Source organism: Chloroflexota bacterium (genome assembly GCA_020161265.1).
In the GTDB taxonomy this organism is placed as follows: Bacteria; Chloroflexota; Chloroflexia; order Chloroflexales; family Herpetosiphonaceae; genus Herpetosiphon.
Genome location: JAIUOC010000004.1, coordinates 129,356 through 156,072, shown reverse-complemented (window position 1 = coordinate 156,072; position 26,717 = coordinate 129,356). Strand labels below are relative to the sequence as shown.

Sequence of the window (26,717 nt, the reverse complement as noted above, 5' to 3'; positions counted from 1 at the left end):
CCGAAGCGAGGCTCTAGGCTATGGGCTAGCGGAGCTTGAGTTGAAATACAAACAATTGTTCCAATAGCCGAGAGCCTTCAGCCTGTAGCCATGTATCCTTTGCGCCACTGGGTTAAACAATAAGGATCGAGCTAGTACAGCCCGACCCTTATGTTCTATGTTCTATGCTCTTTAATTGGTAACCGTTGGCACAGGGCCACTTGGTGGGCCAAGCACACTTGAGGCTACCCAACCGCGGCCAGTGCCATCGGGCAACTGAATTTCATACCAATCGCCAGATTGACCAAGCACTTGCACGCTATCGCCAGCTTTCAACTGGGCGATTGGGTCGTTGTTGGTATTTGGGGCTGGCCGAACATTGGCAGTTGGGGCGACCACAGTAGCAGTTGCCGGAGCCAAGGTTGGGGTCGCCGCCGGATCAACCGTGGGCGTTTCCTCAACCAAATCCTCTTCAGGATCTTCTTCGCTGCTGAGATCTTCGCTGACTGGGGTTGCGGTTGGCAAAATTGGCGTAACGGCAGTGCCCCAAACTGCATGATTCGACTCGTTAATTGCGCCGCGCACGGTGGTAATCCGATCATTAGCCCAAAACAAGGCAAAGAAGGCTACCGCAACCAACAAGGCAATCCGAATGGGATCGGAAAGTCGCAGGATTGTGCTGGTGCGTTGCATTTCGCGTAACGTTGCAGCAGCACTAGCAGCTACAGGCTCGCCCCAACTGGTGCGGCTACGATCATCGCGGGCAGTGCGGCGTAAGGCCAACAAGGCTCGACCATCACCAACCTTGCCCAACGCTCGCACAGCGGCCCAGCGCACATTGCTGTTGGGGTGATTTAAGGCTTGGCTCAAGGGACGGCTGGCACGGCCATCACCAATTTGGCCGAGAGCTTCGGCAGCGCGATAAGCCCGTAACCATGGGTAACGTGGATCAAGCGCATCGATCAGCAATGGCACAGCCTGCGCACCCAAACGAATCAGATCATCCTCGGCCCGTTCATGATTGGGATCGTTGACGTTATCTAAAGCTACGACCAACTGACGTAATTGGGCATCGGCAACTTGTGGTGGGGCTGCTTCGGGCCGCGCCTGCGATGGTTGGGGTTGGCGTGGCTGGGTTGGTGGTAATTGATCAGTCATATTATCTAATCTCGAATAACCATATTAATAAGGATGTGATTGCAATCGCTCAAGGCACTCGCAACCTTGGCATTGTACCAGAGAAAGCAACAACAAATATCTACAGCAGGTTCGTGACCAGCAAATCTCGGCTGATCAGCCACGTTTGGCGATTGAATCAAATGGGCTATCTAAAGCGAATATGGTACAATTGGTCTACATGCAGCTCGTTGTGGTGTTCGCAAACGGCTGTTTTTTTTAGGGCAAACACGAGAGTCTATGCTGCTAGAATTATTTATTGCCGATTTCGCAATTATTGACCAAGTACGCCTGCACTTTACCCCGGCCTTTAATGTGCTGACGGGTGAAACCGGAGCCGGTAAGTCAATTATGATTGATGCACTCGGCATGTTACGCGGCGAACGGAGCGATCCAAGCTTTGTGCGAGCTGGAAGCAATCAAGCCCGGGTTGAAGGCATCTTCACGCTGGCTGATCGCCCTGATATTCTGCCTATTTTAGCCGAATATGGCCTTGATGGCGCTGATGATGATCAGATTATTCTGACCCGTGAAATTCATGGAGCCAGCGGGCGGAGCGTTGCCCGAATTAATGGTCGCGCCGTGAGTAGTGCCGTGTTGCGTGATATTGGCGGGCGCTTGGTTGATATTCACGGCCAAAACGATAGCCAAACCTTGTTCAATGTGCGCACCCACGCCGAAATGCTCGATCGCTATGCTGGAGTTGTCGCCGATCGCGAACAACTGAGCCAGCAAGTGATCGCGATTGAAGCTGTGCGCAGCCAAATTAGCACCTTGCGCAATGCCGAAGCACGTCGCCTCGAACGCATCGAAGAATTGACCTTTTTGGTTGAGGAATTGACCAACGCCAAGTTGATCGCTGGCGAAGAGGCTACGTTAACCAACGAACGCGGTTTATTGCAAAATAGTGCTAAAATCACGGGTACGGTTGATACGATGTATCGTTTGTTGCGAACTGGTACGCCAGCCAGCGAACGGCGTTCAGCCACTCGTTCAATTGTCGATAGCCTTGATGATGTGGCGAATCTGTTGAGCGAATTGCTGCGGTTAGACCCAAGTTTGGCTGGATTGAACGAGCAAACCCTTGAAGTGCGCTATCGGCTTGACGATGTGATCGAGGGCGTGCGGGTTTATCGTGATCGGCTAGAGTTTGAGCCAGGCCGCCTCGAAGTGATCGAAGATCGCTTAGCTGAGTTGCGCGATTTAGCCAAAAAATATCGCGCTGCCGATGCTGCTGAATTGCTCGAACGCTTGACTAGCGCCAGCGACGAACTCGAAACCTTGCACTATAGCGCTGAGCATATTGCCGAATTGGTGCAACAAGAACAGCAATTGCTGGCGAATATTGGCATTGCTGCGGCTGAACTGAGCCGCCGTCGTCGCCAAGCAGGCGATGAATTGGCTGGGCGGATTGCCGCTGCCATGAGCGATTTAGCCATGCCGCATGTTAAATTTCATGTGCAATTATCGCAGCGCAGCGACCCACAAGGCGTATTAATCGATGATCAGTATCTAGCATTTGATCGCACGGGGGTTGATCAGATTGAGTTTTTACTCAGCCCCAACCCTGGCGAGCCGCTCAAACCATTGGCCAAAATTGCCTCTGGTGGTGAATCGGCACGCTTGCTCTTGGCGATGAAATCAATTCTTTCAGCAGTTGATAGTGTGCCAACCCTGGTTTTTGATGAAGTTGATGTGGGAGTTGGGGGACGGGCTGGCCATGTGGTCGGTGAAAAATTATGGGGCATTAGCGATGCCCATCAAGTGTTGTGTATTACCCACTTGCCTCAAGTTGCCGCTTTTGGTGATTGCCATTTTGCGATTGCCAAGCAAGTTATCAACCAACGCACCCAAACCTTTGTGCAACCACTCAGCGAACAAGAACGCATCGAAGAACTAGCGGCGATGCTTGATGGAACACCAGTGAGCGAAGCTAGCCGTCGCTCGGCCAGCGCCATGCTCGAACGGGCTGCCAACTACAAACTGGCAACCAGCAACCCATAACTTGAAATTCAGATACCCATGCCTTTGAAGGAGTGTGCCTTGGATTCACGCGAGACAACGATCAGCCTATGGTCGCGGCGGGTGATGGAAGCCTGCTGGCTATTGGCTTTAGCAATGATCCCGGTCTATTTTAGTTTGCTCAGTGACCGCCACTTTGAGCCAGATAAAGCGGTGGCCTTGCGCTCAATCGTGATGATCCTTGGCGGTGCGTGGATTATCAATTGGCTTGAACGCGGCCAAGTTTTTCGTTCGTGGCCGCGTTGGCGTGATTGGTGGCGCTCGCCATTGGTTGCTCCGGCTATCGTTTATGTTGGGGTCTTTTTCTTTACCACGCTCACTTCAGTGTTGGTGTTTACCAGCTTTTTTGGCGGCTATAATCGGCTTCAAGGCTTTTACACCAATTTCTCGTATGTCGTGGTGTTTGGGGCAATGCTGGCCCATGTGCGCCGCCGCGAGCAACTTGAGCGGATTATTACGGTGATTATTGCCACGACCTTGCCAACCTTGGGCTATGGTTGGGTGCAGTATCAGCGCAGCGACCCCTTGCCATGGGCTGGCGATACTGCGGCGCGGGTTGCCTCAAGCATGGGCAACTCGATTTTTGTGGCAGCCTATTTGATTTTAACCCTGCCCTTTATGTTGTATCGCTTGATTACCAGCGTGATGGCGACCAAACGTGCTGAAAGTGAAGCTACAAACTCGGTTGGTTTAGATGCAGCGTGGTTTGTCACCTTGGGCTTGATTCCGCTTGGCCAATTAAGCCTCTTATATGCCACCCTCAAGTTGGGAGCATTACTGCAAGCACCCTTGCTGGGCATCGGCCATTGGTGGATCTTCCCAATGTCGGTGATTGTGGCTGGCAGTACCTTGCCCTTAATTTCGTGGGTAACCAGTACCCGCAGCCGTACTGATTGGCGCTTATATCTGCCTGGCGGCTTGATTTTGCTGTATATGCTGAGTTTGGTGTTGGGTGGTTATTTAACTGCCGACCAATGCCAAGGCACAATTAGCGAAACCTGCTACAACCTTGATATGGCAACCGCTAAGCGGGCTAGCGATTTTCGTACCTGGTTTTTGTTGGCGATGGCGGCCTATTTTGGTTTTTATGGCTTAGTGCTAGCCTTGCCACGCCGTAGCGAAGCAGCAGCCCATGCAATTGTGCAATGGCTCAGTGCGGCAATCTATGCGGGGTTAAGCCTGTTCACGATTGTCATTATCTTCTTCACCCAAAGCCGTGGCCCACAAATCGGCATGTTCGTAAGCATTTTCGTCTTCTTCACCCTCTTTTTATTGCAAGGCCTACGCAGCACCAGTTTCAAACGCGTTTTTGGCGCGGCGCTGAGTGCATGGGTTGTGCTGGCCCTCGCCGGATCAGCCTTCTTAGTTGTGCTCAATACTGATCCAAGCAGTTTTAGTGGGCTACGCCAAAGCAACCGCTATATCAGCCGTTTGGGCAACTTGCTTGAAACTGATGGCGGCACTGGTTTGGTGCGGGTTTTGATTTGGCGTGGCGATGAGCATACCCAAGGCGCAGTTGGTTTGGCCTTGAGCAATCCGTTGCGCACGGCAATTGGTTGGGGGCCGGAATCGATGTTTGTGGCCTACAACCCATTTTATCCGCCCCGTTTGGCCAATTATGAATCGCGCGGGGCTTCGCCCGACCGTTCGCACCAAGCCTTGTTGGACGAATTGGTCACTAAAGGTGCGATTGGCTTGTTTAGCCATTTATTCTTATTTGGCTCATTCTTAATTATTATGCTGCGGCTGCTGCGGATTCCACGGCTGATCAATTTGGGGCTAACCACGCTCTTTATGCTGGGAATTGGCATCTTTTTTGCAGTGTTTTTGAAGAGCCTCGCACTTGGTTTGATTGCTGGTAGTGTGGGCTTGTTGGTGGTTGGGCTCGCCACATGGTTGGGCTATGCCAAGCCGCTTGAAGCATCGCTGAGCTTTACGTGGCAATTGTTGATTATCACTGTGCTTTCGGCGGTTGCCGCCAATTTTGTCGAAAACCTATTTGGGATTCCAATTGTTTCGTCGTTGCTCTATACCTGGGTGATTATGGCGGTTGGCATACTTGCTGGGGCACACGCTGGAGCCTATCAACTTGGCACAAAGCCAGCGGTTGTGGCAGCACCAGTCGTTGAAGAAGCCGCCGAATCGACCCCGGCCAAAGCTGGCACCAAACGCCAAGCCGCCCAAAATGCTCGCCGTAACCCCGCTGGCCGTGGTCGTACCAGCAGCGGCGTAACTGGCGCGGCTCCTGCACGAATTTTGTATGCAGTCGTTGTGCCGATTGTGCTGCTGTTGGTCTGGTTCCTCAACCTCGATAATATTTTTGCTGATATGCGCTATTTGCAGGGCAAACAATTTATCGACCAGGGCCAAGGCCTCGACCAGCATCTTTTGGGCTTTGCTGCGATTCAGGATGCTGTCGAACATGCACCTAATGAAGATTTATATTTCTTGATGTACGGGCGAGCCTTGATGACCTTGGCCACCGATTTGAGCATTGAGCAAAACAAGTTGGTCAGCGAAAATCAAAATGCGGCGATTGCCCAAGTGCTGAATAGTCGCCCATTGCCCGATGCTGAACTTGCCGATTTGCCCGACGCTGAATATAGCGTGGCTGGTTTGCAAACGGTTGCCCGTGATTTCTTGACCAAGTTTGGGCCATTGCAAGTGCTCGATTATGCCCGCTTGGCGTTGGAAGAAGCCCAGCGGCTCAATCCCCAGAACAAGGATCATCCGGCTAACTTAGGCCGTTTGCATTCATCGTGGTTCCGTAACACCGAGCAAAGCGACCCTGAAGGCGCACGCGCTCACCTTGATGCCGCGATTGAGGCCTACAAACGAGCCCATACGGTCGCGCCTCAGGATGTTGAGTTGACTGGTCAATGGGCTATGTTGTATTTGTATCGCCAAGAATACGATACAGCGATTGCCGAATTGACCAAAGCGACCACACTAGATCCATTATGGTCGCTCAATTTTATTCGCTTGGGCGAGGCCTACCGCCGCAAGGGCGATTTGCCTAATGCAGCTTTAGCCTTTGCCAACGCCTTGGCGCTTGATCCACGGGCGCTGAGCAGCAGTGGCTTGGTTGACGTAGCAGAGTTGCCAGCCGAACGCACGGCCCGTGTCCAAGCAACCTTTGCCTCGATGCAAAGCGATCCAGCAGTGTTTGATAGCTTCTTGACGGGCTTCGAGCGAGCGATTGCCAGCAAGCCAGGCGATATGTCGTATCGTCAGATGTACACCCAAGTGTTGAGCGATAGCCAACGCTATGATGCAGGTTTGACCCAAGTCCAACTAGCTTTGGCCGAAATGGACAAAATGGGTGCAGCCGATCCAACATTCAACACAACCTATGCTGATACCCGAACGGCCTTTGAAAAGCTGGTTAGCTTTTTTCAAAGCCAACTCGGTCAAAGTAAACCATAATTGAGTGCCTCACTCCCTAGCCCCCTTTCCCGCCGCAGTGGGCGAGGGGGCTAAGGGCACTTAGGCCATGCTTAATTTTCATCAAGAGAATCCATATGAGTGTTTCGCTAGCCCAAATCTTTCTGATCTTTCTTTCGGCGCTTACCATGTCGATTGTCAGCACGCCCTTAGTTCGCCGCTTGGCGATCGCGGTTGGGATTATTGATCAACCAAATGCCCGCAAAGTGCATACCAACCCTGTGCCGTTGCTGGGTGGCTTGGCAATTTATGGCGGGGTCGTGGTAACGCTGCTGATTTGGGATGACCAATTTATTCTGCGTGAATTGGCGGCGATTTTGGGCGGCGCGACGATTGTGGTTGTCTGTGGCATGCTCGATGATAAATGGGGCTTATCGGCCTCATTGAAGTTGCTGGGCCAAATTATCGCCTGTTTTGTGCTGATTTACGCTGGCATTCAGGTGCAATTATTTGCCTCGCCATGGCTCAACGCCCTGATCACAATTGCTTGGGTCGCGGGTATCTCAAATGCGATAAATTTCTTGGATAACATGGATGGCTTGTCGGCTGGCTTGACTGCGGTTGCTTCGGCGTTCTTCTTGCAACTCGCCGTTTTGAATGGCCAGTTTTTGGTCGCAGCTCTATCGGCGGCAACCATGGGCGCGTGTATCGGCTTTTTACGCCATAACTTTGTGCCAACCAAAATCTTTATGGGCGATACGGGCAGCCTGTTTTTGGGCTTTATTTTGGCGGTGCTCGGCATCAAACTGCGCTTTCCGAGCAACAGCATCATCGTCACGTGGATGATTCCGATTGTGGTGCTGGGCGTGCCAATTTTCGATACCTCAATGGTGATTGTTGCTCGTTTGCGACGGCGGGTCAATCCCTTCAATACTCCAGGCAAAGACCACATTTCACATCGCTTTGTAGCGCTGGGTTCGTCGCGGCGCGAAGCTGTGTTGATTTGCTATATGCTGGGCGTTGGCTGTGGCATTACCGCGACCATGTTGAGCAAAGCCGATGTGCAAGAAGCCTATGCCTTGGCGGCGTTGTTGATTGGGATTGCAGCAGTTGGAATTTGGCTGTTTGAACGCTATGCGCGGTATAACCCGCCGAAGTGAACTCGCACAACAAAGCCCATGGTTTCTGCTCCCGCAGCGGTAACCATGGGCTTTTTAAATTAAGCAGCGACCTTATGCGATTCCCAAGGCAACTCAAGAGCTAAACGGGGGGCGGTGATTGAAGCAGGCTTGAGCAACAGCTTAGGACCATAAGCCATCCAAACACTTTCATCTGCGACGCAGCGATACGAGCCATCATCAACAAGTTCCAATCGAGCACCGCAATCGGGGCAGCGGCGTTCTTCGAGCGAACGATTTTCCATGACGGGCCTCCTTGTGTGGGTGGTGTGTCCGGAAGTGGCGGAATTAAAAAATCCCACCCCCGGTTAGAGGAGTAGGCGATCATTGCCCTGTCGTATGGCCACGCTGCCATGTGTTAAGCTGTAGTATACATGGTTTTGGCAAATTGACAATCGGGCTGTAGCCCTAGGTCTTAAGCTCTTCACAACTTTTTCATCAATCACTTTTATATTAAGGCCTCTGCAAGCAGATCTACCAATTTAGCTAGTTATTTGAGCCAAGGTTGGTAGGAATCAGTTATTTTTTGGAGGTCGATTGATGCGATTTTTGCTAGTTGTATTATTCGGATTCGGTTTATTGCTGCCTCAAGTTTCGCAAGCCCAATCCGAGCTACCTGCAAGCTATCCTCAGCATATGGCTGCGCTCGGCGATTCGATTACGCGTGCTGCTAATGCCGATATTCATAGTGATCATCCGGTGTATTCGTGGAGCACTGGCGGGCGAATTAATAGCCATGCTACCTTGTTGCGTCAGTTCAACCCCACCATGCCTGCTACGAATGCTGCGGTTTCAGGCACACGCATGCGCGATTTGCTCAGCCAAGTTGAAACACTTTCGCCAACCGTCGATTATGTGACGATTCTAATGGGCGGCAATGATCTATGTGGCCCAACCGAAGCGCAGATGACTCCAGTGCTCAATTATCGCTTGCAGTTTGCAGCTGGAATGGCGGCCTTGAGTGCCCGCTTGCCTGATGCGCGAATTTTTGTCGCCAGTAATCCAAATGTATTGGGTTTATGGGAAGCCTTGCATAACGATCCGAATGCCCAAACTGCTTGGGGTCGTGATGATCGTTGTGCTGTGATGCTGGCGAACCCAACCTCGATGGAGCCAGCAGATGTGGCGCGGCGGCAACGGGTGCAACAACGAGCGTTGGATTATAACCTTCAATTAGCCGAAATTTGCGCCCAATATATTCATTGTCGTTATGAAGGTGGCTTTTTGACCACAACTCCAGTTGAGCCAAGCAGTGCCTCAACCCTTGATTATTACCATCCCTCAGTGATTGGGCAAGAACGTTTATCGCTGCAAACCTTTCAATACACCTTCCATTTCACTGATACTGTTGCCCCAGTCACAACCCTGAGCAGCGTTATTAGCAACACGGGCTATCAAGTGACCCTGAGTGCTAGCGACAACGTTGGGGTGGCGGGCATCGAATATCGTTTAAATAATGGCAACTGGAAACGCTATACCAGCCCATTAACTGTTCCTTTTTCGGCACGCTTGGCCTATCGTGCGGTCGATATTAATGGTATGAACGAACCAACCCGCTTTATCCAACGCCAAACGGTATTCTTGCCCTCTATCCACAAAAACTAGCACATAGCCCTATATTCAACAGCGCTGCGATCGTCTGGTATTGTATGGGCTGATAGCAGCGCAATTGAATGTAGGAGCGCATTGAATGTATTGTTTACACTGTCGGCAACGTTTGGAACTCCGTTTTCGTGGTGGTCGCGAACGCTTGACCTGCCCTGAATGTGGTTGGGTGCATTTTACCAGTGCCCCAGCTGGCGTGGCCGCCGTCATTCAAAATGATTTTGGTGAGGTATTGTTAGTGCGGCGAGCTGGCTCGTTTCGCCTAGGTTTATGGTGTTTGCCCTGTGGCTACCTTGAGCACGATGAAGAAATGCGCCAAGGCTTAGCTCGCGAGGTGCTGGAAGAAACTGGCTTGCAAGCCGAGATTGGCGAAGTTATTGCTGTTCATTCCAATCTTGATCGCGAGCCGCCTTATCCATTGGGAGTTTGGCTGCGGGCAACGGTCAGTGGTGGCAATTTGCAAGCGGGCGGCGATGCTGATTTGGCTCAATTTTTCGCGCTCGATCAACTGCCACCACTGGCTTTCAACCATGATGCTTTAGTTTTAGCCCAACTTCAGCAGCCCGCCGATGCCAGTGTGGCCGCATTAACCCAAGAGATGCATAGTTTTGTGCGCTCCAAGGGTTGGTACGAGGCCAATTCAAAGCGTCCGCAAACTCCCCGCAACTTAGCGATTTCGCTGACGCTTGAAGCGGCTGAAGTGCTTGAGCACCTGCAATGGCGTGAGGAAATTGTCGATCAAGCTGAATGGCAGGGCGAGTTGGCCGATGTATTGCTCTATTTGGTGCAATTAGCTGATACTACCAATGTTAATTTGGTTGAAGCAGTGAGAGCCAAATTACGCAAAAATGCCAGTCGCGTGTGGGATCAGCCAGCTCAATAAGTGGCTAAAATGAGAGAATTAAAACTATTTAATGTCGTTGATTGACAGCTAGCCGCAATATCCGCTATAGTTAAACAGAACTTGTGTTCTATATCAAATGCGAGTTCTGGATGAAGGAGGTATTGCGAATGAGTCAACAACCTGATCAACAACAGCAGAATCGGCCATTGCGGCTGATGTTTATGCTAACAATGGTCATAATGTGTATCACTGTGACCGTTTTGGTCGTGCTTGGGCGCGATGTAGCCCAATTGGTTAGCGTTGTGGCAGCATTTGCCGCGCTGGGCGCATTGCTCTGGCCAAAACATTAACCAAGCCTTGCTGTGAGGGTTGCACCTTGCAGCAAGGCTTGTTGGCGCTAAATTGTACCAATAGTCCTCAATTTGCAATACCTTCAATTGGTTCGTGGTCGATTAATTCACCCTTGGCAGCTCCTAAGCGATTGCGTATACTCAGTCGTAGATTTCGCCAAAAGCAACTTGCCTCAAGAAAGGGTTTCCAAATGAAGCCACGATTTTTTGCATTTGGCAGCCAACAACTGCATAGCGATGCACTGAAGCATCATTCATTAACCCGCCGCATGATCTTTTGGATCGGCCTGTTTGTAGTTTGTTTGTTGCTGATACTGTATAGTTTTAGCCAACTCGATCATATTCCACTGAGCACGCTCACCCGTGATCCTGCCGATATTACGGGCATGCCGTTCTATTTTGGTATTCTTTCGACCTTGGGTGTAATGTTGTGGTCGGCAACAACCGGTGTTTGCGGGGTTGGCTGGTTGTTGCTTGAACCCAGCCATCAACAGCGACGCTTTTTAGGAGCATCAGCCCTCTTATCCTTGCTTTTGGCGCTTGACGATGCCATTTTGCTACACGAACGGGTTTTTCCGAAGCATCTGCATATTCCCGAAAATCTGGTGTTGGCGGGCTATTTAGGCTTGGGGATGGCCTATCTTTTTTATTTTTTGCCACGAATGTTAAGCACAGATTATGGATTGTTTATGCTGGCGGTTGGTTTTATGGCCTTATCGATGATTTTCGATGTCATTATGCCGTTTCATGAGCTAGCTACCTTTACCGAAGATAGCCTCAAATTTGTTGGAATCGTCTTTTGGCTCAGCTATTTTGGGCGAACTGTGCAAACTATTTTAGCCCAAGCCAAACTCCAACGTTTAGCTTAAATCACCCATTCTGCCCAAAGCGTCGTTATTAGTTATTAACGGCGCTTTTGGTTGCCTGCCAATTTTGCAAGGAACTGATTATAATAAGCTAGCATTCATTAAAACGACGCAGCGTGGTAGTTTGTTCGCAACGTCGTTGCCAGATGAGGATCAGCATGTCAAACGAAGCGCAACCTCAATCCCGCATTGTTGAAGGATTAACCGGGCGGTTACCATTTTTGATCGGTGGGTTAGTTGGTTTTTTTAGCTTGGTCGTATTGATGCGGATTCGATATAGCTTACATGCGAGTGCTCAGCAACTTGATTTTGAAGGGGTTCAGGCTTGGGTAATTATTGATGCAATTATTGTGCTGATTATCGCGCCAGTAAGCCATACGGTAAGCCATGTGCTAGGGCTGATGCTGCAAAAGCAACCATGGCAACTTCAGCGCCGTTTGATCTATCCGCGAGTACGGCCCAGCCAAGCGCTTCCTCGTCGCCAGGTTATTGGCTATTTATTAGCACCCTTAGCATTGAATGGCTTGTTATTGCTTGGGTTTCTAATCGAGCCGCTGTCGGCCTACCTAGCCTTGTGGGGTGCGGTCAACCTTGGGCTGACGACCAACGACCTTTGGAAAGTTTTGGGCGTTTGGCGCTTTCCTCAGTCAAGTTCTTTTCTCATTCATGGCGATTATCTTGAGCGAACGGAGGCGGGGCGTGGCTAAAATTTGGTTTGTTGCGCGGCGCGATCTGCTCTATCATCTGCGCAAAAAAGATTTTTATTGGTCAACCTTGGGCGTGCCCTTGCTGATTGGTGCGATTTATCTTTTTGCCCAAGTGTTTGGCGGCGATCCGTCGGGCCAAACCACTGCCAATCTGTTTATTCCAAGCACTACTCGCGATCATAGCATCGGTGTGGTTGACCAGGCAGCAGTGCTCAAACAGCATTTTGAGGTTATTTCGCCAACAACCGTGCTGCAATTTGATAATCAAACCGTCGCTGAGCAGGCTTTGCGCCAAGCAACGATTGAAACGTTGTTCATCATTCCTGCCGATTATCAGCAATCGGGGATTGTGACCCGCACCACTCGAACAGCTAGCATTTTCGATCAGGCTGATACGAATGCCTTGCGCACCTTGTTGGCGGTGAATCAGTTGCGCTCACCGCATATCGATTTTGTACCACTATTATTTGAACCAATTAGCCTGAGCAAAGCTGAGGCAATTGGCCAAAATGTACGAGTCGCTGGCAATTTGAGTCAAAATTTTGCCGGCTCAATGGTGCCAATTGGCTTTGCCATGGCAATCTATATCTCCATTTTTATGGGTGCAAGCTTGTTGATGCAGGGAATTTTAGAGGAGAAAGAAAATCGCACGCTCGAAGTATTGCTTACCTCGATCTCACCACGCCAATTGCTGACCGGCAAAATGCTTGGTTTAGGGATTGTGGCCTTTATTCAATTGGGCTTTTGGGCAATCCTCGCGCTTGGGGTTTTGCGCGGCCAAGCCATTCGCAATGCACTCAATCAAGTGCAAATTGAGCCAACGACATGGCTGCTTTTGGGAATCTTTTTTCTATTGGGCTACCTTTTTTATGCCAGCTTAACTGCGGGCATCGGAGCAATTAGTCCATCAATGCGCGAATTATCGCAATTAATTATTTTGGTGAGTGTGCCAGCAATGATTCCGTTGATGTTTATTACCTCGTTGCTGAGCAAACCCAATGGCGCTTTAGCCCTAACCCTGAGCGTGATTCCCTTTACCGCCCCATCAACGATGATGCTCCGTTCAGTGATGACGGTTGTCCCACCTTGGCAAATAGGATTAAGTATTGGTTTGCTAGCGTTAGCCGTCGTGGCAACCCTCAGTTTAACTGCCCGTTTATTTCGTGCCACCATTTTGTTACGCGGCAGTAAATTTTCGGTACGCGGGTTATGGCAGGCGTTGCGCTAGCCCACGGAGGCATTATGGAATCGATTGTACATATTGTTTTAGCGCTCCTGCGGCGTGAAAATCAGGTGTTATTGGTGCGCCAACAAGGCCAAAATGGTAGTTATTGGGGCATTCCTGGCGGCAAAGTTGAGGTTGGCGAACATTGGCTCGAAGCCTTTGCGCGTGAGGTGCGTGAGGAAACGGGCTTGGTTGCCGCTGCCAGCACCTTGGCCTATATGTCGCAAGTCTATTTGGTCGGCAAAGAGCAAACTGTGGTTTTTTGTGCCTTTGAAGGTACAACCGAAGGCGAAATCGCCATCAACGATCCTGATAATGAGATCGAAGAGTGTGCTTGGTTTGATCTGCACGATATTCCCAAGATGGTGCAATCGCTGCGCTGGCCTAGCACTCGCCTGCCATTGCTTGATTATTTAGCAGGCAATGTCGAAGCAGGGCGGGTTTGGGCGTTTCGCTCCAACGAGGATAATAGCGAACAATATCTGCTGCAAGCGATCTGATATCGGTAGCACGCTAGTATTTCTGCTAGCGTGCCCTTTTGACATTTAGCCGCGCAATAACGATTGGCCACCATCGATCCAAATTTCGGTGCCTGTGATATGGCTGGCTGCCTCGGAAGCCAAAAAACCAACCAACTGGGCGACTTGTTCGGCTGTGCCTGGTTGCCCGTGGGTTAATGGAATATCGCCCTCAGGAAATTCGGCGGGCACGGCCACCGTTTCAATTGCCCGTTTTTCGGTACTTTCTTCGATACTGGTTTCTATCGCCCCGGGGCAAATGACATTGACTCGAATGTTAAATTGGCCCAACTCCAAGGCCAGCATTTTGGCCATCGCTACTTGGCCCGCCTTGGTGGTTGAATAGGCGGTTGCGCCTACATTGCTAAAAGTACGAGTGCCATTGATCGACGAGGTAATGATAATCGCGCCACCCTGTTTTTTGAGGGCTGGTACAGTTTTTTGCAAGGTCAAAAACGTCCCAGTTAAATTGATGTTTAATGTATTTTGCCATTCTTTGAGCGTCAATTGCTCAATTGGTGCCCAAACCCCGTTGATGCCAGCATTGGCAAAGACACAAGTAAGCTTACCCCATGTCTTAAGTGTTTGATCGACTGCTTGTTGCATTTCGTCGGGCTGAGTAATATCGGCAATCAAGGCCAAAGCCTCGCCACCAGCTCGTTTAATTGTATCGACGGTTTGGCTAAGTTCATCCTCGGTGCGGCCAAGCGCAGCGACTTTTGCCCCACGCGCTGCCAAATGCAAGGCGGCGGCTTTACCAATCCCTGAGCCAGCGCCAGTGATTAACGCGACGGTATTGCTTAAATCCATGATCATGCTCCTTCCTTCAGTTCACAATCCTTGGATCTCGCCAATGCAAGTTGTGTGCACCCAATCAGGCTTTGGGCTGATAGCAACTCAGTCATGCGATGGGCTAGCTTTGGGGCCAAGCGACTTAAACTATGCCAATACTCACATCCATGCCAACGAGGAGACCACGGTGTCAGTTATTGATGTTCGTAATTTGGGCAAAACCTACCGCACAATTGAAAAAGAAGGCGGAGTCAAAGGGGCAATCAAGGCGCTCTTTCGGCCTCAATATCGCGAAAAAGTTGCAGTTCACGATTTAAATTTCCAGATCGATGCTGGCGAAATTGTCGGCTATATTGGAGTCAATGGCGCTGGTAAATCGACCACAATCAAAATGTTGACCGGAATTCTCTACCCTACGACTGGCGCTGTTACAGTGTTGGGTCACGATCCACAGCGTGAGCGGGTGGCCAATGCGCGCAATATTGGGGTTGTGTTTGGTCAGCGTAGCCAGTTATGGTGGGATTTAGCGCTGATCGAATCGCTCAATTTGGTCGCCAATATTTATGAAGTTGAGCCAAGCCGTTATAAGCAATTGCTCAGCCATTTCAGCGAAGTATTAGAGCTTGACGAAATTTTAAAAACGCCGATTCGCTCGATGTCGTTAGGCCAGAAAATGCGAGCCGAACTAGCAGCAGCCTTCATTCACGAACCCAAAATTGTGTATCTTGATGAGCCAACCATCGGGCTTGATGTCATGGTCAAACAACGGATTCGCGAATTTATTAAAGACTATAACCAAACCCATAATACGACGGTGATGCTTACCACCCACGATTTAGGTGATATCGAACAGCTTTGTTCACGGGTGATCATCATTGATGCTGGTAGCAAAGTCTACGATGGGCCGTTGCATGCGATCAAACAGCAATTTGGCAAATATCGCACAATTAAATTTGAGACCAATCAACCAATTAGCAATGTGCAATTGCCACCAGCCTGCGAGCAACTGAGTTTAAGCGAATATAGCCTTGAATTGAAGTTTGATCGAAGCCAATTAAGTGCCAGTCAAGTAGCCACCGCCTTGATGCAACAGATTGATGTGGCCGATTTTACCTTGAATGAGCCTGATCTTGAGAGCATCATCAAACATTTGTATCAAAACCCCACGGCCTATAACGAGGTAGCAGTTAATGAATAAACTTGCTTATCGTTTGCGTACCTATCGCAGTGTGGTTGGCATGAATATTAAAGAAATGCTCGCCTATAATTTATGGTTTTGGTCGCAACTTGGCGCACATCTCTTCCTCACAATTGTCTATGTTTCGTTTTGGAAAGCCCTGTATAGCGAACGTGAAACAATTGCAGGCTTAACCATGCAACAAACCTTGACCTATATCATCTTGGCTCGTATGGTTGCGCCATTGGTGCAATGGGGCTATACTCAAGAATTTGGCTATTGGATTCGCGAAGGTACTATTTCTAGCGAATTATTACGGCCTGTAGATTTTCAAGAGCGAATTTTTATTGGCCATCTAACAAGAACGTTTGTTGCCTTAGCACAACAACTTTTAGTCACCGGAAGCTTTGCAGTTTTAGTATTTGATATTCGCTTACCAACTGATCCATTAATTTGGCTAAGCTTTCTAATTTCATTATTACTTGGCTGTAGTATTTTATTCTGCTTCGATTGGATTTTTGGGTGCATCGCTTTTTATTCAACCGAAGTTTGGGGTTTACAAGTGGTTCGTGGCTCAATTCTAATGCTGTTTAGTGGCGTACTTCTGCCATTAACCATGCTGCCTTCAGCCTTACAAACCATTGCCCAATGGATGCCCTTTGCCCAAAGTGTTTCGATCCCGGTATCGTTATTGAGCGGAATCACGCCATTGGATCAGCTTGGAGCAATTTGGTTGCAACAATTGGCATGGTTAGCAGTGATGTTAATGCTTTCCCGCTTGATGTTTCAATTCAGTGTGCGCAAAATCACGGTACAAGGTGGCTAATAATGCTGCGTTATAGCAAACTCTATTGGTATTTCGTCGTTCAGCGTTTCAAAATTTTGATGGAATATCGGCTGAATTTTTTTATTGGTTCGATTTCAACCGTGTTATTTCAAGGTGCGAGCATTATTGCAATGTGGTCAGTTTTGCGCCAAGTTCCAAGTATCCAAGGCTGGACACTTGAGCAAATTCTATTAATTTATGGCTTATTGACCTTATCCAAAGGCATCAATCATCTCTTTGCCGATAATCTCTGGGTGATTGGGCGCGATTATATTCGACCTGGCCAATTTGATCGTTTTTTGGTGCGGCCAATTAATCCATTATTCCATTTATTAGCCGATCGGATTTGTCATGATGCGATTGGTGATTTTATTGTTGGCTTTGGCTTGGTTGGGTATGCAATGGTTAAACTACAATTACCAATTACCCTGGCAAGCATTGGGTTTATCATATTAATGGTCATCAGTGGTGGCATTATTTTTATTGCGCTGAATTTACTCACTGCGGCAACTGCTTTTTGGATTATGGATTCAATTCCGGTGACCAATTTAGTATTCAGCACCAATGAATTTGCTCAATACCCACTGACATTTTATCATCGCTCGGTCGGCATTTTGTTGACATGGTTGCTACCATATGGCTTTGCCTCGTATTATCCGGCTAGCTATTTGCTGGGTCACTCAGTTGGTTGGATGGCATGGCTGGCTCCGCTGATAGCGCTCGTGAGTATCACCATTGCCTATCGCTTTTGGGTATTTGGCCTCAAACACTATGGCAGTACTGGCTCGTGAAGGTTACGCCTAAAATAAATACCCCACCTTGGCAGATACCAAGGTAGGGCAAATAATCAAGTTGCTATTTAGTGATCATTGGCAGATAGATATTTGAGCCACGGCATTGGTTGTTTTCAGCCATGAAGCTGATGTCATCAATGCTAAAGCGTACAATGTTAGCGGTCGAATCGCTGACCGAATCAATCCGCAAGACATGTTCGCCTGCACTCAGATCAGTCAGTGGAATCGTAACTTTGGCATAGCCATTGTTATATTCGGTGTTGGCATCGCTAGCTCGGAAAATTTCCTCGCCATCAAGGCTAAATTTGACATAATCTTGAGTTCCGCGGCCGTTATGAGCATAAATCGAGAGGTAGAACTCAAGCGTCGCATCGCCAGCGGTTGTGGTGAGGGTTTGTTGGGCAAAGGCAGTTTCGGTTGTGCCAGCGCGTGCGCCAAAACGCAACCAACTTGTGCCAGTGCGTGGCGTACCAGCACAACTTGAGGTGTAGCACAATGGTGGTGAAACATCGCTAAATGAGTTTGAGAAGGCTTGCCAATTCAGGCCACGCTCAAAACCACCATCGACAATGCTTTGGCCCGCTGGCTCAACCTCGATATTAAATACTTGGCTGGCTGTCAGGTTGCCACTGTCGCGCACGGTTACGGTGATTGGGTAGGTGCCAACTGCGCTGCTACAAGCACAATTAACATTAGCCTTCAAGATCCCTGCTTGGTTGCTGATGCTAACGTTCATGCCTGCTGGTGCGCCAGCGGTGCTGACTGTCAACGCGCCCGCCAAATCTAGATCATCTGAGGCTGTGCCGATGGTCGCGCTGCTTTGTTTGCCTTGTTGCACCAATACGTCGCTAGTCAGGAACAAACTTGGCGCGGTTGGTGTGGCTGGGCCATTACAGCTGTAAATCGCAAAATCGTCGATTGACCAAGTGGCTGAGCGATTTGGCGTTGGGGTATCGCCAAGCGCCACCTTGAATCGGAAGCGGATCGATTGCCCAGCCAAACTGGCTAAGTTCAAGCGGCTGGCGTTATAGCCGTTGCTGTTGCCAACATAGGCTTGCTCACCGCCAAACGCGCCATCTTCAGCGATGTTGGTTGGGCCATTGAAACTGAACAAACCAGCGGCTGATTGCCAGCTGCTACCATTATTGGTGCTATATTCAACCACGCCCGCGTCGATTGGCGCATAGAAGTCATAGGCATGGCGGAAGTAGGCAAAGCCGTTGGTTGGCACGGTTACGCTAGCATTTTGGGTAAAGGCCGATTCTTCAATCGCTTGATTCCACCCATACACACCGTTATAGTTGGTTGCTGAGCCACCACCGCTCGTTGCATATGCCCCAACGAGTGGCGCTGGATTGGTAGTCCAAGTTTCGGTGCTACCACTCAAGGCACTTGCTGTCCAGTTGTTATTGGGCAAAGCCTCAAAATCGTCTTGGAAGGCATTAACTTGAGTTTGACCAGTGCTACAAGCTTTCATGTCAGGGGCTGGTGCGTTGGTTGGTTGAAGATCCATTTCGGTTGCCAAAATGGTTTTATTGACTTCAACACAATCAGCAGCGGTAATTCCATGATTGCCTGTCAGGCTAGTACAGGCTTGGCGTAAAGCCGAAGCAAGGTCAGCATAATCACTGCCCGAAGTCAACGAGCTAATTTGGGTTTCATAGAATAAATGGGCGGTTTTGGTGATGCCAATTGAAGCGATGGTTTGGCCGTTGAAGGTATCGCCATCGGTCAAAAGATAGGCGGCCTTATTGGCGACACCACTGTTGCTGTGCACCCCACCGCTATCAAGCAGATTAGGATCGAGCACATACAATTCGCTCAACATACGGTCAGGCTGATCGCCTTGGGTTGGGTCTTGCATATTGCGAATCCCACCCAAATCCTCACCCATAATCCAGCGTGTGGTTTCGTCATCATCGGCGCTACCGTTGGTTTGGTCCATAAATTCGCCGAAGATATCCGACATGGCTTCGTTGATTGCACCTGATTGGAAGTAGTAGAACAGGTTCGAGGTATATTCGGTTACCCCGTGCGACAATTCGTGAGCAACCACGTCGTCGGCAGCAGCAAACCCTTCACCATAGGTCATTTGGCGACCATTCCAGAAGGCGTTGCCATAAGGGCAGCCCGCGCCAGGTGGGCAGTGTTTGACCAGTGAGATCAAGTTCATGCCGTTGTTGTCGATGCTGTTACGGCCAAAGAACAAGTTGAAGAAATCGTAGGTATCGCCCGAATAATCGTAAGCGGCATCAATATCGGCATCGTTGCTAGCAGCTGAGCCTTCAATCCGCACATATTCGCTTGGTTGATCACAGTTGTTGTTGGGATTATCGTCGTTATCAACCACGTTGTTATCGTTACAAACGAAGCGGTTTTTGGCAAAGCCAATTTGATTGAAGCTTAAACTCACGTCGCCCGACTGCGCATTCACAAACACATATTCGCGAATCGGGTCGCTGCTGGTTGATTCAACCGTCACAAACCAAACCAGATTGCTCTTTTGCAGGCCTGTGCCGCCCAACAAAGCTGGGTTAAAAATCGCTAATTCGCTTTTGCTCACGTTTAACGCTGCCGCATTGACATCATATTTGGTGGCAACGAGGTTTTGGGCAGTGTTAATTGCGTTGGCTTGGCTAATTTTGGCATTGGTGCTGAGATTAAGATTTGGCAGCACTTCGCCGTTGATGCTCAGTAATTCGCCAGCCTGATTGACTTGAACTTGCAATTCGCCAGCAATGACGGGCACGCCTTGGTAGCGCTGTTGATAGCGTACAACCTGGCGACCATCTTGGGTGGTACTGGTTTTGGCAACTGTGGCATCGCTGGCTTGGGCTAAGCCAAACAAATTGCCATATTCAGCTAAATAAGCATTGGCAACGTTGAGCGTATCAGCGCGATTCAAGCCTACTGGCTGATCGAGAGTTGTGCCAGCGGCTGCGCCAATCCAGCGCACATAGCCAGTTTGGCTATGGCGAGCAACATTGGCTCCTTGGCTGAGCAAGCGATTGATGGGCGAATTGGTGGTGGGTGTTTGGGCATTGCTCCGGCTTAACGGAAGCATGCTCACAACAATTAATGCTGCCAGCAAACGCAGCATTCGCATTGAACGCATAAATCTTTCCTTACACACTAAAACGAATAACGCTCAGCATCACGCTATGGGGATGAGTTGCCAGACCCCTCCCGATGCTGCCTACTCCTCGCTCACCAGAGTTTCTCTCCGACCCACATTCAAAGCCTCCCAATAGCGCTAGATGATCATATCAGCAATAGCGTTTGGCGATTATAGCGCATTCTGGCAAAAATGTGCATAGATCTTAAGATCGAGTTATCGCCAAAATTGGCCCAATTTTTGAGATTTGGTCGCAATTAGTTGTTGATTTGGCTAAATGTTAGAGCGATGTAAGAGCTAGCGCTGCCCCGTTGCTAGCTCTATCGCGGCGTGTTACAATATTCAGCGGCGTGCGGCGAGCACGCCAATCTTATAACTTACCGAGTTAGCACTCCTCGGCCAAGAGTGCTAAAGCGAGGTGAGCGATGCATCTTGAACTCAATGAGCGGCGACGACGGGTTCTTAAGGCGGTTATTCAACAATACATTGATACGGCAACGCCAGTAGCCTCGCAAGACCTTGCTAGGAGTTTGGGGGTTAGCTCGGCGACTGTCCGTAACGAAATGGCGGCGTTAGAAGACGCTGGCCTGTTGACGCATTTGCATACCTCGGCTGGGCGTTTGCCAACTGATGCTGGCTATCGCTTTTTTGTCGAAAATTTGATGGATCGGGCGGCGCTTTCGACCCAAGAACAGCGCATGATCCAACATCAGTTTTATCAAATCCGCTCGGAATTGAACCAATGGATTCATTTGGCAGCAGCGGTTTTGGCTCGCACTGCCCAAACGGCGGCGGTGGTTACGCCCCCGCGAGCCTACGAGAGCCGCTTCAAACATATCGAGTTAATTTCAATCAACGATGCCTTGGTCTTGTTGGTGTTGGTGTTGCATGAAGGTTCGGTCAAGCAGCAAACGCTCCCCGCCGACCCCAATACGACCCAAGAGCAACTAAGCCGCATCGCCGGACGAATTAATGAGCTATGTCATGAAGCTTCAGCCAAGGCGATTGCCAACATCGCTCACAATCAGCCAACCAACCAGCCGCCACTCAGCAGTTTTGAAGTGCTGGTGATCGAGAGCGTGGCGCGGGCAATGCAACAATTCGAGGAGCATGTCAACGAATTAATTCATCACGATGGCTTGCTAGAGATGTTGCATCAACCAGAATTTGGCCAGGTGACGCGGGTACGCGAGGTGCTTTCGATTCTCGAAGGCGGCACCATGCTTGAGTCGTTGATTCCCCAAGCCTTGGCTTCGGATGGCGTGCAGGTGATCATTGGTGGCGAACATAGCCGCGATGAACTGCGCGACTATAGCGTGATTTTGTCGCGCTACGGGGTCAATGGCGATGTTGCCGGGGTGGTAGGGGTTTTAGGGCCGCGTCGGATGGCCTATCCACGTTCCATCTCCAGCGTGCGTTATATCGCTGGGGTGATGAGCGATTTGATGGGTGATTTATACGGCGAACGCAAAATAGAACCATCAGAATAGTGCTAGACGCTAGGCTGTGATCATATAAGTTTGATCTTTACGGAGGTACGGAGTTCTCATGACGGAAGAAGTGCAAGCACAATCAACTGACGATACCAATCCTCAAGGCGATGCCGAAAGCCTGAACGAACGGATCGCCACGCTCGAACGCGAAGTTGAAGAACACAAAACCAACTGGATGCGAGCGATTGCTGATTTCAAAAATTACAAACGCCGCACCGAAAGCGAACGCGAGGAGTTGATTCGCAATGCTAGCGCTGGTTTGATGTTGAAATTGCTTCCAGTGCTCGATGACCTGCTCTTGGCGATGGGTCAAATTCCCGCTGAAATTGAAAACAATCAGTGGATTGGCGGCGTTAAACAAGTACAACGTAAATTTGAAACGGTGCTTGAAGGCGCTGGCCTGCAACCAATTCCTGCCGTTGATGAAGAATTTGATCCGAATATTCACGAAGCAATTATGTTTGAAGAAGGCGACGAAGCGCAATCAAACAAAGTTGTGGCCGAATTACGCCGTGGCTATAAGCTTGGCGAACGGGTCTTGCGTCCAACGGTCGTCAAAGTCGGCAAGTAGGAGCAACTAGATCAAAGCATCGTTTTAAGTGGCATTGCTGCCGTGATTGGCCGTCGCTTAGCGATGCTTTGTCGCTGTCTGTGGAGCACGAGCTATATGGGTAAAGTGATCGGTATTGACCTTGGAACAACCAATTCAGTGGTTGCGGTCATGGAAGGTGGCGAGGCGGTGGTGATTCCCAACGCCGAAGGCGCTCGCACCACTCCTTCAATTGTTGCCTTGAGCAAAAACGGTGAACGCACGGTTGGCTTGGTTGCCAAGCGCCAATCGGTCACCAATCCCGAAAATACAATTTATTCGGTCAAGCGCTTTATTGGTCGTAAATTGGATCATCCCAGCGTCCAACGCGATAAAGATTTGATTCCCTACCGCATGACCAGCGCTCCCAATGGCGATGCGCGGGTCTTGATGGGCGGTCGCGATTATTCGCCGCAAGAAGTTTCGGCCATGATTTTGCAAAAACTCAAAGCCGATGCCGAAGCCTATTTGGGCGAGCCTGTCAGTCAAGCGGTGATTACGGTTCCGGCCTATTTTGATGATTCGCAGCGCCAAGCGACCAAAGATGCTGGCAAAATTGCTGGCCTCGAAGTATTGCGAATTATCAACGAGCCAACCGCCAGCGCCTTGGCGTATGGCTTGGAGCGCAACAGTAACGAATTAATCGTCGTCTATGACCTTGGTGGTGGCACGTTCGACGTTTCAATTTTGGAGCTTGGCGAGGGCGTGTTTGAGGTTCGGGCTACCAACGGTGATACCCACCTCGGCGGCGATGATTTTGATCAAAAGATTATCGATTGGCTGGCCAGCGAGTTTCAACGCGAAAATAATATCGATTTGCGCAGCGACCGCATGGCCTTGCAACGTTTGAAAGAAGCTTCGGAAAAAGCCAAGCAAGAACTTTCGAGCGTGCTGCAAACCGATATTTCGCTGCCGTTTATTAGTGCTGATGCCAGCGGCCCCAAACACTTGAATACCACCTTGACCCGTGCCAAACTTGAGCAATTGACCGCCGATTTGGTCGAACGCACGCTCAAGCCGATCAAACTAGCTTTGCAAGATGCTGGTTTGAAACCAGGCGAAGTTGATGAAGTGATTTTGGTTGGTGGCCAAACCCGTATGCCCGCAGTGCAGGCCGCCGTTAAAAAATTCTTTGGCAAAGAGCCACACAAGGGCGTAAACCCCGATGAAGTGGTGGCGATTGGGGCAGCGATTCAGGCTGGCGTGCTGGCTGGTGATGTGACCGATGTGTTGTTGCTTGACGTAACACCGTTGACCTTGGGGATCGAAACCTATGGTGGCGTGATGACACCGTTAATTGATCGCAACACCACGATTCCAACCAAGCGCTCACAAATTTTCTCAACTGCCAGCGATAACCAAAATAGTGTTGAAATTCATGTGTTGCAAGGCGAACGGGCTGAAGCTCGACATAACAAATCCTTGGCACGTTTTACCCTCGATGGCATTCCAGCCGCGCCGCGTGGTGTGCCGCAAATTGAAGTTATTTTTGATATTGATGCCAACGGGATTGTTAATGTCAGCGCAACCGATAAAGCCACTAACAAAGAGCAAAAAATCACGATCACGCCTTCATCGGGCTTGAATGATGATGAAATTTCAGCCATGATTCGCGATGCCGAAGATCATGCTGATAGCGATGCTCGCCGCCGTGATCAAATTGCCACGCGCAACAAAGCCGATGGCGTGATCTATGCTGCCGATCGGATGTTGCGCGAAGCTGATGATAACGTTGATTACACTGCTCGCAACACGGTCGAGGATCGGATTTCAGCGCTACGGGCGGTGCTCGATGGCGATGATATGGAAACGATCAACAATCGTACCGCTGAATTGAGCGTGGCAATGCAACGGCTCAAGCCAGCGCCCGATTTTGGCATCGAGCCAGAAACACCAAGCCAAGACCACGGCTCCGCCGACGAGGTGGAACTGTAATCTAAGGATGAGGGATGAAGGATGAAGGATGAAACGCACGAATTATTAATTAGCAAGGTAGTTTGATTCTTCATCATTGAATATATGTTTTAGACAGCAATAGCAGAACTTACATTACAAACCTAAGGTATGCAGCGTTGAGGGATGTTCATAATTCATCCCTCATCCTTCATCCTTCTACATAAGGGATATGTATGGCAACCGAGGCAAAGCGCGATTACTACGAGGTTTTGGGTGTGGGCAAAAGTGCCTCGCCTGACGAGATCAAGAAGGCCTACCGCAAGTTGGCCATGCAATATCACCCCGACCGCAACCCAGGCAACGTCGAGGCTGAAAATAAATTCAAAGAAGCGACCGAAGCCTACGAAGTGCTTTCCAACGACCAAAAACGCCGAATGTATGATCAATTTGGTCATGCTGGCAGTAGTGGTCAAGGCTTTGATCCATTTGCCGGCTTTGGTGGTGCTGGCGGCGATCCATTCAGCACGATTTTCGATGCCTTTTTTGGCCAAGGTGCACGCGGTGGTAGCCGTGGTGGCACCCGCCAAGGAGCCGATTTACGTGCCGACCTCGTAATTAGCTTTGAAGAAGCAATTTTTGGCACCGAAAAAGAGCTTGATTACCGTCGGCTTGAATCGTGTGGGCCTTGTGGTGGCAATGGTGCAGAGCCTGGCACCGAACCGACCCGCTGCCCCAAATGCCAAGGTTCGGGCGAAATGCGTGTCCGCACCTTCCTCAACATGGTCACGGTAACCACTTGTGACCAATGTAATGGTCGCGGCGTGATTATTCCCATCCCGTGCAAAACCTGCCGAGGTGAAGGCCGCGTTCGTGAGACCGTCAAGCGCAAACTGACCGTACCAGCGGGCGTTGACGATGGCATGCGGATTCGGATTGGTGGTGCTGGCGATAGTGGGCCAAGTGGTGGCTCGGCTGGCGATTTGTATGTCAACTTGCGAGTGCAACCACACGATTTCTTTGTACGTGAAGATAACAATATTCTGCTGCAACTGCCAATTAATCTGGTGCAAGCTGCTTTGGGAGCACAACTCAATGTGCCAACTGTTGACGGCGACGAGCCGTTGAATGTGCCAGCAGGCACGCAGGATGGTACAGTCTTTACCTTGCGTGGCAAAGGCGTGCCCTATATTGATTCATCGGGGCGAAATTTGGGCCGCCGTGGTGATCAGATGGTTGTGGTCAAAGTGCGTGTGCCAACCAAGCTCAACGACGAGCAACGCGAACTTTTCCAAAAACTTGGCGAAACCATGGGTATGGACCATTTCGAGCAAAAAGAGCGCGGCTTCTGGAGCAAAATCTTCGGGAGTTAAGCTATTTTGGTTAAGGGGTAGAGTCGGCTAACTAGCTACCTACCCTTTGCACCTTTGGTTTAACCACTTTTTCACCCATTGTTACTACTTGCGATTAAATTCATAGGCAAAAAGTCGATTTTGCCTCTTGTAACTCGTGAGTACTTTTGGTACAATGGTTGCGTTGACATGGTTTGGTTCCTCACATTACCTCGGACTGAGTGGATATGCAATCTCTTCCCTGAGCTTCGTGACTCCAACCTGAAACAATTGGATACATTACCATAGTTGGAGAAACAAGCGAATGAGCTTCACCGACAAGACGTTGAACTGCCGCGATTGTGGCAACGAGTTCGTATTTACTGCTGGCGAACAAGAATTTTACTCACAAAAAGGCTTTGACAACGAGCCAACTCGCTGTTCAAACTGCCGCCAAGCCCGCAAACAAAATCGCGGTGGCGGTGGCTACGAAAGCTCAAGCCGTGGCGGTGGCGGTGGTGGTTATAGCCGCAACAGCTATGGCTCAGATCGTGGCGGTTACAGTTCAGATCGTGGCGGTTACAGTTCAGATCGTGGTCAACGCGAAATGCACACCACCACTTGTTCATCATGTGGCGGCCCTGCACAAGTGCCATTCGTACCACGTGGCGACAAACCAGTCTACTGCCGTGACTGTTTCCAAAGCCAACAATCATCATCACGCTCGAACCGCTGGTAAGATTCTTGGGGAATCAATCCTCATTCTTATAAGCAAAACCGCTGCTCTTACCAAAGAGCGGCGGTTTTTTTATACTCCTCACAACTTTGGGATAGTCCTTTAGTACGGATCACG

The 26,717-nt window shown here is 49.8% G+C and carries 22 protein-coding genes; 18 read left to right on the top strand and 4 right to left on the bottom strand.

Features of this window, described 5'->3' with window-relative positions; translation table 11 throughout:
* Window positions 1-171: 171 nt before the first annotated feature.
* On the bottom strand, window positions 172-1,137 hold the full coding sequence (locus LCH85_10550) for an SH3 domain-containing protein (protein ID MCA0352425.1): 966 nt from the start codon (window positions 1,135-1,137) through the stop codon (window positions 172-174).
* A 258-nt stretch (window positions 1,138-1,395) separates the two neighbouring features.
* Between LCH85_10550 and recN the strand changes: the two genes are divergently transcribed.
* From recN to LCH85_10535, 3 genes are all read left to right on the top strand, one after another.
* Window positions 1,396-3,159, top strand: a complete 1,764-nt coding sequence (gene recN, locus LCH85_10545) for a DNA repair protein RecN (protein MCA0352424.1) — start codon at window positions 1,396-1,398, stop codon at window positions 3,157-3,159.
* Between the two features lie 39 nt (window positions 3,160-3,198).
* Window positions 3,199-6,603, top strand: a complete 3,405-nt coding sequence (locus tag LCH85_10540) for an O-antigen ligase family protein (GenBank protein MCA0352423.1) — start codon at window positions 3,199-3,201, stop codon at window positions 6,601-6,603.
* A gap of 95 nt (window positions 6,604-6,698) precedes the next feature.
* Window positions 6,699-7,721, top strand: a complete 1,023-nt coding sequence (locus LCH85_10535) for an undecaprenyl/decaprenyl-phosphate alpha-N-acetylglucosaminyl 1-phosphate transferase (protein ID MCA0352422.1) — start codon at window positions 6,699-6,701, stop codon at window positions 7,719-7,721.
* Window positions 7,722-7,780: 59 nt separating this feature from the next.
* Here LCH85_10535 and LCH85_10530 read toward each other — a convergent pair whose 3' ends face one another.
* Complete coding sequence (locus LCH85_10530) at window positions 7,781-7,984, bottom strand: hypothetical protein (GenBank protein ID MCA0352421.1); 204 nt, start codon at window positions 7,982-7,984, stop codon at window positions 7,781-7,783.
* A 295-nt stretch (window positions 7,985-8,279) separates the two neighbouring features.
* Here LCH85_10530 and LCH85_10525 point away from each other — a divergent pair, with 295 nt between their 5' ends.
* The 7 genes from LCH85_10525 (at window position 8,280) to LCH85_10495 (ending at window position 13,836) form a co-directional block, all read left to right on the top strand.
* Window positions 8,280-9,344, top strand: coding sequence for a GDSL-type esterase/lipase family protein (locus LCH85_10525; GenBank protein ID MCA0352420.1), 1,065 nt, complete (start codon window positions 8,280-8,282; stop codon window positions 9,342-9,344).
* A gap of 85 nt (window positions 9,345-9,429) precedes the next feature.
* Window positions 9,430-10,227, top strand: a complete 798-nt coding sequence (locus tag LCH85_10520) for an NUDIX domain-containing protein (protein ID MCA0352419.1) — start codon at window positions 9,430-9,432, stop codon at window positions 10,225-10,227.
* 128 nt (window positions 10,228-10,355) lie between these two features.
* On the top strand, window positions 10,356-10,538 hold the full coding sequence (locus tag LCH85_10515; GenBank protein MCA0352418.1) for a hypothetical protein: 183 nt from the start codon (window positions 10,356-10,358) through the stop codon (window positions 10,536-10,538).
* A gap of 191 nt (window positions 10,539-10,729) precedes the next feature.
* A complete protein-coding gene (locus LCH85_10510) occupies window positions 10,730-11,407 on the top strand; it encodes a hypothetical protein (protein MCA0352417.1) in 678 nt (225 codons plus the stop codon).
* 155 nt (window positions 11,408-11,562) lie between these two features.
* Complete coding sequence (locus tag LCH85_10505) at window positions 11,563-12,111, top strand: metalloprotease family protein (protein ID MCA0352416.1); 549 nt, start codon at window positions 11,563-11,565, stop codon at window positions 12,109-12,111.
* A complete protein-coding gene (locus LCH85_10500) occupies window positions 12,104-13,339 on the top strand; it encodes an ABC transporter permease (protein MCA0352415.1) in 1,236 nt (411 codons plus the stop codon). The genes LCH85_10505 and LCH85_10500 overlap by 8 nt, the downstream gene beginning before the upstream one ends.
* A gap of 14 nt (window positions 13,340-13,353) precedes the next feature.
* Window positions 13,354-13,836: an NUDIX hydrolase gene (locus LCH85_10495; GenBank protein ID MCA0352414.1), complete on the top strand. Its 483-nt coding sequence runs from the start codon at window positions 13,354-13,356 to the stop codon at window positions 13,834-13,836.
* A gap of 45 nt (window positions 13,837-13,881) precedes the next feature.
* On the opposite strand, the gene LCH85_10490 is transcribed toward LCH85_10495, so the two are convergent.
* On the bottom strand, window positions 13,882-14,664 hold the full coding sequence (locus LCH85_10490) for an SDR family oxidoreductase (GenBank protein MCA0352413.1): 783 nt from the start codon (window positions 14,662-14,664) through the stop codon (window positions 13,882-13,884).
* A gap of 169 nt (window positions 14,665-14,833) precedes the next feature.
* Here LCH85_10490 and LCH85_10485 point away from each other — a divergent pair, with 169 nt between their 5' ends.
* Genes LCH85_10485 through LCH85_10475 form a run of 3 tightly spaced genes read left to right on the top strand, consistent with a single transcriptional unit; the run spans window position 14,834 to window position 17,440 of the window.
* Window positions 14,834-15,844 carry an ATP-binding cassette domain-containing protein gene (locus LCH85_10485; GenBank protein MCA0352412.1) on the top strand — a complete coding sequence of 337 codons (1,011 nt, stop codon included), beginning with the start codon at window positions 14,834-14,836 and terminating at the stop codon, window positions 15,842-15,844.
* Window positions 15,837-16,649, top strand: a complete 813-nt coding sequence (locus LCH85_10480; protein MCA0352411.1) for an ABC-2 family transporter protein — start codon at window positions 15,837-15,839, stop codon at window positions 16,647-16,649. The genes LCH85_10485 and LCH85_10480 overlap by 8 nt, the downstream gene beginning before the upstream one ends.
* A 2-nt stretch (window positions 16,650-16,651) precedes the next feature.
* Complete coding sequence (locus LCH85_10475; protein MCA0352410.1) at window positions 16,652-17,440, top strand: ABC-2 family transporter protein; 789 nt, start codon at window positions 16,652-16,654, stop codon at window positions 17,438-17,440.
* Window positions 17,441-17,504: 64 nt separating this feature from the next.
* Here the strand turns inward: LCH85_10475 and LCH85_10470 are convergent, their stop codons facing one another.
* Complete coding sequence (locus LCH85_10470; protein ID MCA0352409.1) at window positions 17,505-20,558, bottom strand: M4 family metallopeptidase; 3,054 nt, start codon at window positions 20,556-20,558, stop codon at window positions 17,505-17,507.
* Between the two features lie 425 nt (window positions 20,559-20,983).
* On the opposite strand from LCH85_10470, the gene hrcA reads away from it, so the two are divergent.
* The 5 genes from hrcA to LCH85_10445 all read left to right on the top strand — a co-directional run bounded on the left by hrcA (window position 20,984) and on the right by LCH85_10445 (window position 26,603).
* A complete protein-coding gene (hrcA, locus tag LCH85_10465; GenBank protein ID MCA0352408.1) occupies window positions 20,984-22,048 on the top strand; it encodes a heat-inducible transcriptional repressor HrcA in 1,065 nt (354 codons plus the stop codon).
* 58 nt (window positions 22,049-22,106) lie between these two features.
* Window positions 22,107-22,622, top strand: a complete 516-nt coding sequence (locus LCH85_10460) for a nucleotide exchange factor GrpE (protein ID MCA0352407.1) — start codon at window positions 22,107-22,109, stop codon at window positions 22,620-22,622.
* A 96-nt stretch (window positions 22,623-22,718) separates the two neighbouring features.
* A complete protein-coding gene (dnaK, locus tag LCH85_10455) occupies window positions 22,719-24,575 on the top strand; it encodes a molecular chaperone DnaK (protein MCA0352406.1) in 1,857 nt (618 codons plus the stop codon).
* A 194-nt stretch (window positions 24,576-24,769) separates the two neighbouring features.
* Window positions 24,770-25,906 carry a molecular chaperone DnaJ gene (dnaJ, locus tag LCH85_10450; protein ID MCA0352405.1) on the top strand — a complete coding sequence of 379 codons (1,137 nt, stop codon included), beginning with the start codon at window positions 24,770-24,772 and terminating at the stop codon, window positions 25,904-25,906.
* Window positions 25,907-26,189: 283 nt separating this feature from the next.
* Window positions 26,190-26,603, top strand: coding sequence for a zinc-ribbon domain containing protein (locus tag LCH85_10445; protein ID MCA0352404.1), 414 nt, complete (start codon window positions 26,190-26,192; stop codon window positions 26,601-26,603).
* The last annotated feature ends 114 nt before the right edge of the window (window positions 26,604-26,717 follow it).

What these genes read in the sequence shown, in the direction of transcription:
- LCH85_10525 (MCA0352420.1), top strand. Translation starts at nt 8,280, where the DNA reads ATGCGATTTTTGCTAGTTGTATTATTCGGATTCGGTTTATTGCTGCCT.
- LCH85_10520 (MCA0352419.1), top strand. Translation starts at nt 9,430, where the DNA reads ATGTATTGTTTACACTGTCGGCAACGTTTGGAACTCCGTTTTCGTGGT.
- LCH85_10495 (MCA0352414.1), top strand. Translation starts at nt 13,354, where the DNA reads ATGGAATCGATTGTACATATTGTTTTAGCGCTCCTGCGGCGTGAAAAT.
- LCH85_10475 (MCA0352410.1), top strand. Translation starts at nt 16,652, where the DNA reads ATGCTGCGTTATAGCAAACTCTATTGGTATTTCGTCGTTCAGCGTTTC.
- LCH85_10490 (MCA0352413.1), bottom strand. Translation starts at nt 14,664, where the DNA reads ATGGATTTAAGCAATACCGTCGCGTTAATCACTGGCGCTGGCTCAGGG.
- LCH85_10530 (MCA0352421.1), bottom strand. Translation starts at nt 7,984, where the DNA reads ATGGAAAATCGTTCGCTCGAAGAACGCCGCTGCCCCGATTGCGGTGCT.
- hrcA (MCA0352408.1), top strand. Translation starts at nt 20,984, where the DNA reads ATGCATCTTGAACTCAATGAGCGGCGACGACGGGTTCTTAAGGCGGTT.
- dnaK (MCA0352406.1), top strand. Translation starts at nt 22,719, where the DNA reads ATGGGTAAAGTGATCGGTATTGACCTTGGAACAACCAATTCAGTGGTT.
- LCH85_10460 (MCA0352407.1), top strand. Translation starts at nt 22,107, where the DNA reads ATGACGGAAGAAGTGCAAGCACAATCAACTGACGATACCAATCCTCAA.
- LCH85_10505 (MCA0352416.1), top strand. Translation starts at nt 11,563, where the DNA reads ATGTCAAACGAAGCGCAACCTCAATCCCGCATTGTTGAAGGATTAACC.
- LCH85_10480 (MCA0352411.1), top strand. Translation starts at nt 15,837, where the DNA reads ATGAATAAACTTGCTTATCGTTTGCGTACCTATCGCAGTGTGGTTGGC.
- LCH85_10445 (MCA0352404.1), top strand. Translation starts at nt 26,190, where the DNA reads ATGAGCTTCACCGACAAGACGTTGAACTGCCGCGATTGTGGCAACGAG.
- LCH85_10515 (MCA0352418.1), top strand. Translation starts at nt 10,356, where the DNA reads ATGAGTCAACAACCTGATCAACAACAGCAGAATCGGCCATTGCGGCTG.
- LCH85_10510 (MCA0352417.1), top strand. Translation starts at nt 10,730, where the DNA reads ATGAAGCCACGATTTTTTGCATTTGGCAGCCAACAACTGCATAGCGAT.
- dnaJ (MCA0352405.1), top strand. Translation starts at nt 24,770, where the DNA reads ATGGCAACCGAGGCAAAGCGCGATTACTACGAGGTTTTGGGTGTGGGC.
- recN (MCA0352424.1), top strand. Translation starts at nt 1,396, where the DNA reads ATGCTGCTAGAATTATTTATTGCCGATTTCGCAATTATTGACCAAGTA.
- LCH85_10470 (MCA0352409.1), bottom strand. Translation starts at nt 20,558, where the DNA reads ATGCGTTCAATGCGAATGCTGCGTTTGCTGGCAGCATTAATTGTTGTG.
- LCH85_10535 (MCA0352422.1), top strand. Translation starts at nt 6,699, where the DNA reads ATGAGTGTTTCGCTAGCCCAAATCTTTCTGATCTTTCTTTCGGCGCTT.
- LCH85_10550 (MCA0352425.1), bottom strand. Translation starts at nt 1,137, where the DNA reads ATGACTGATCAATTACCACCAACCCAGCCACGCCAACCCCAACCATCG.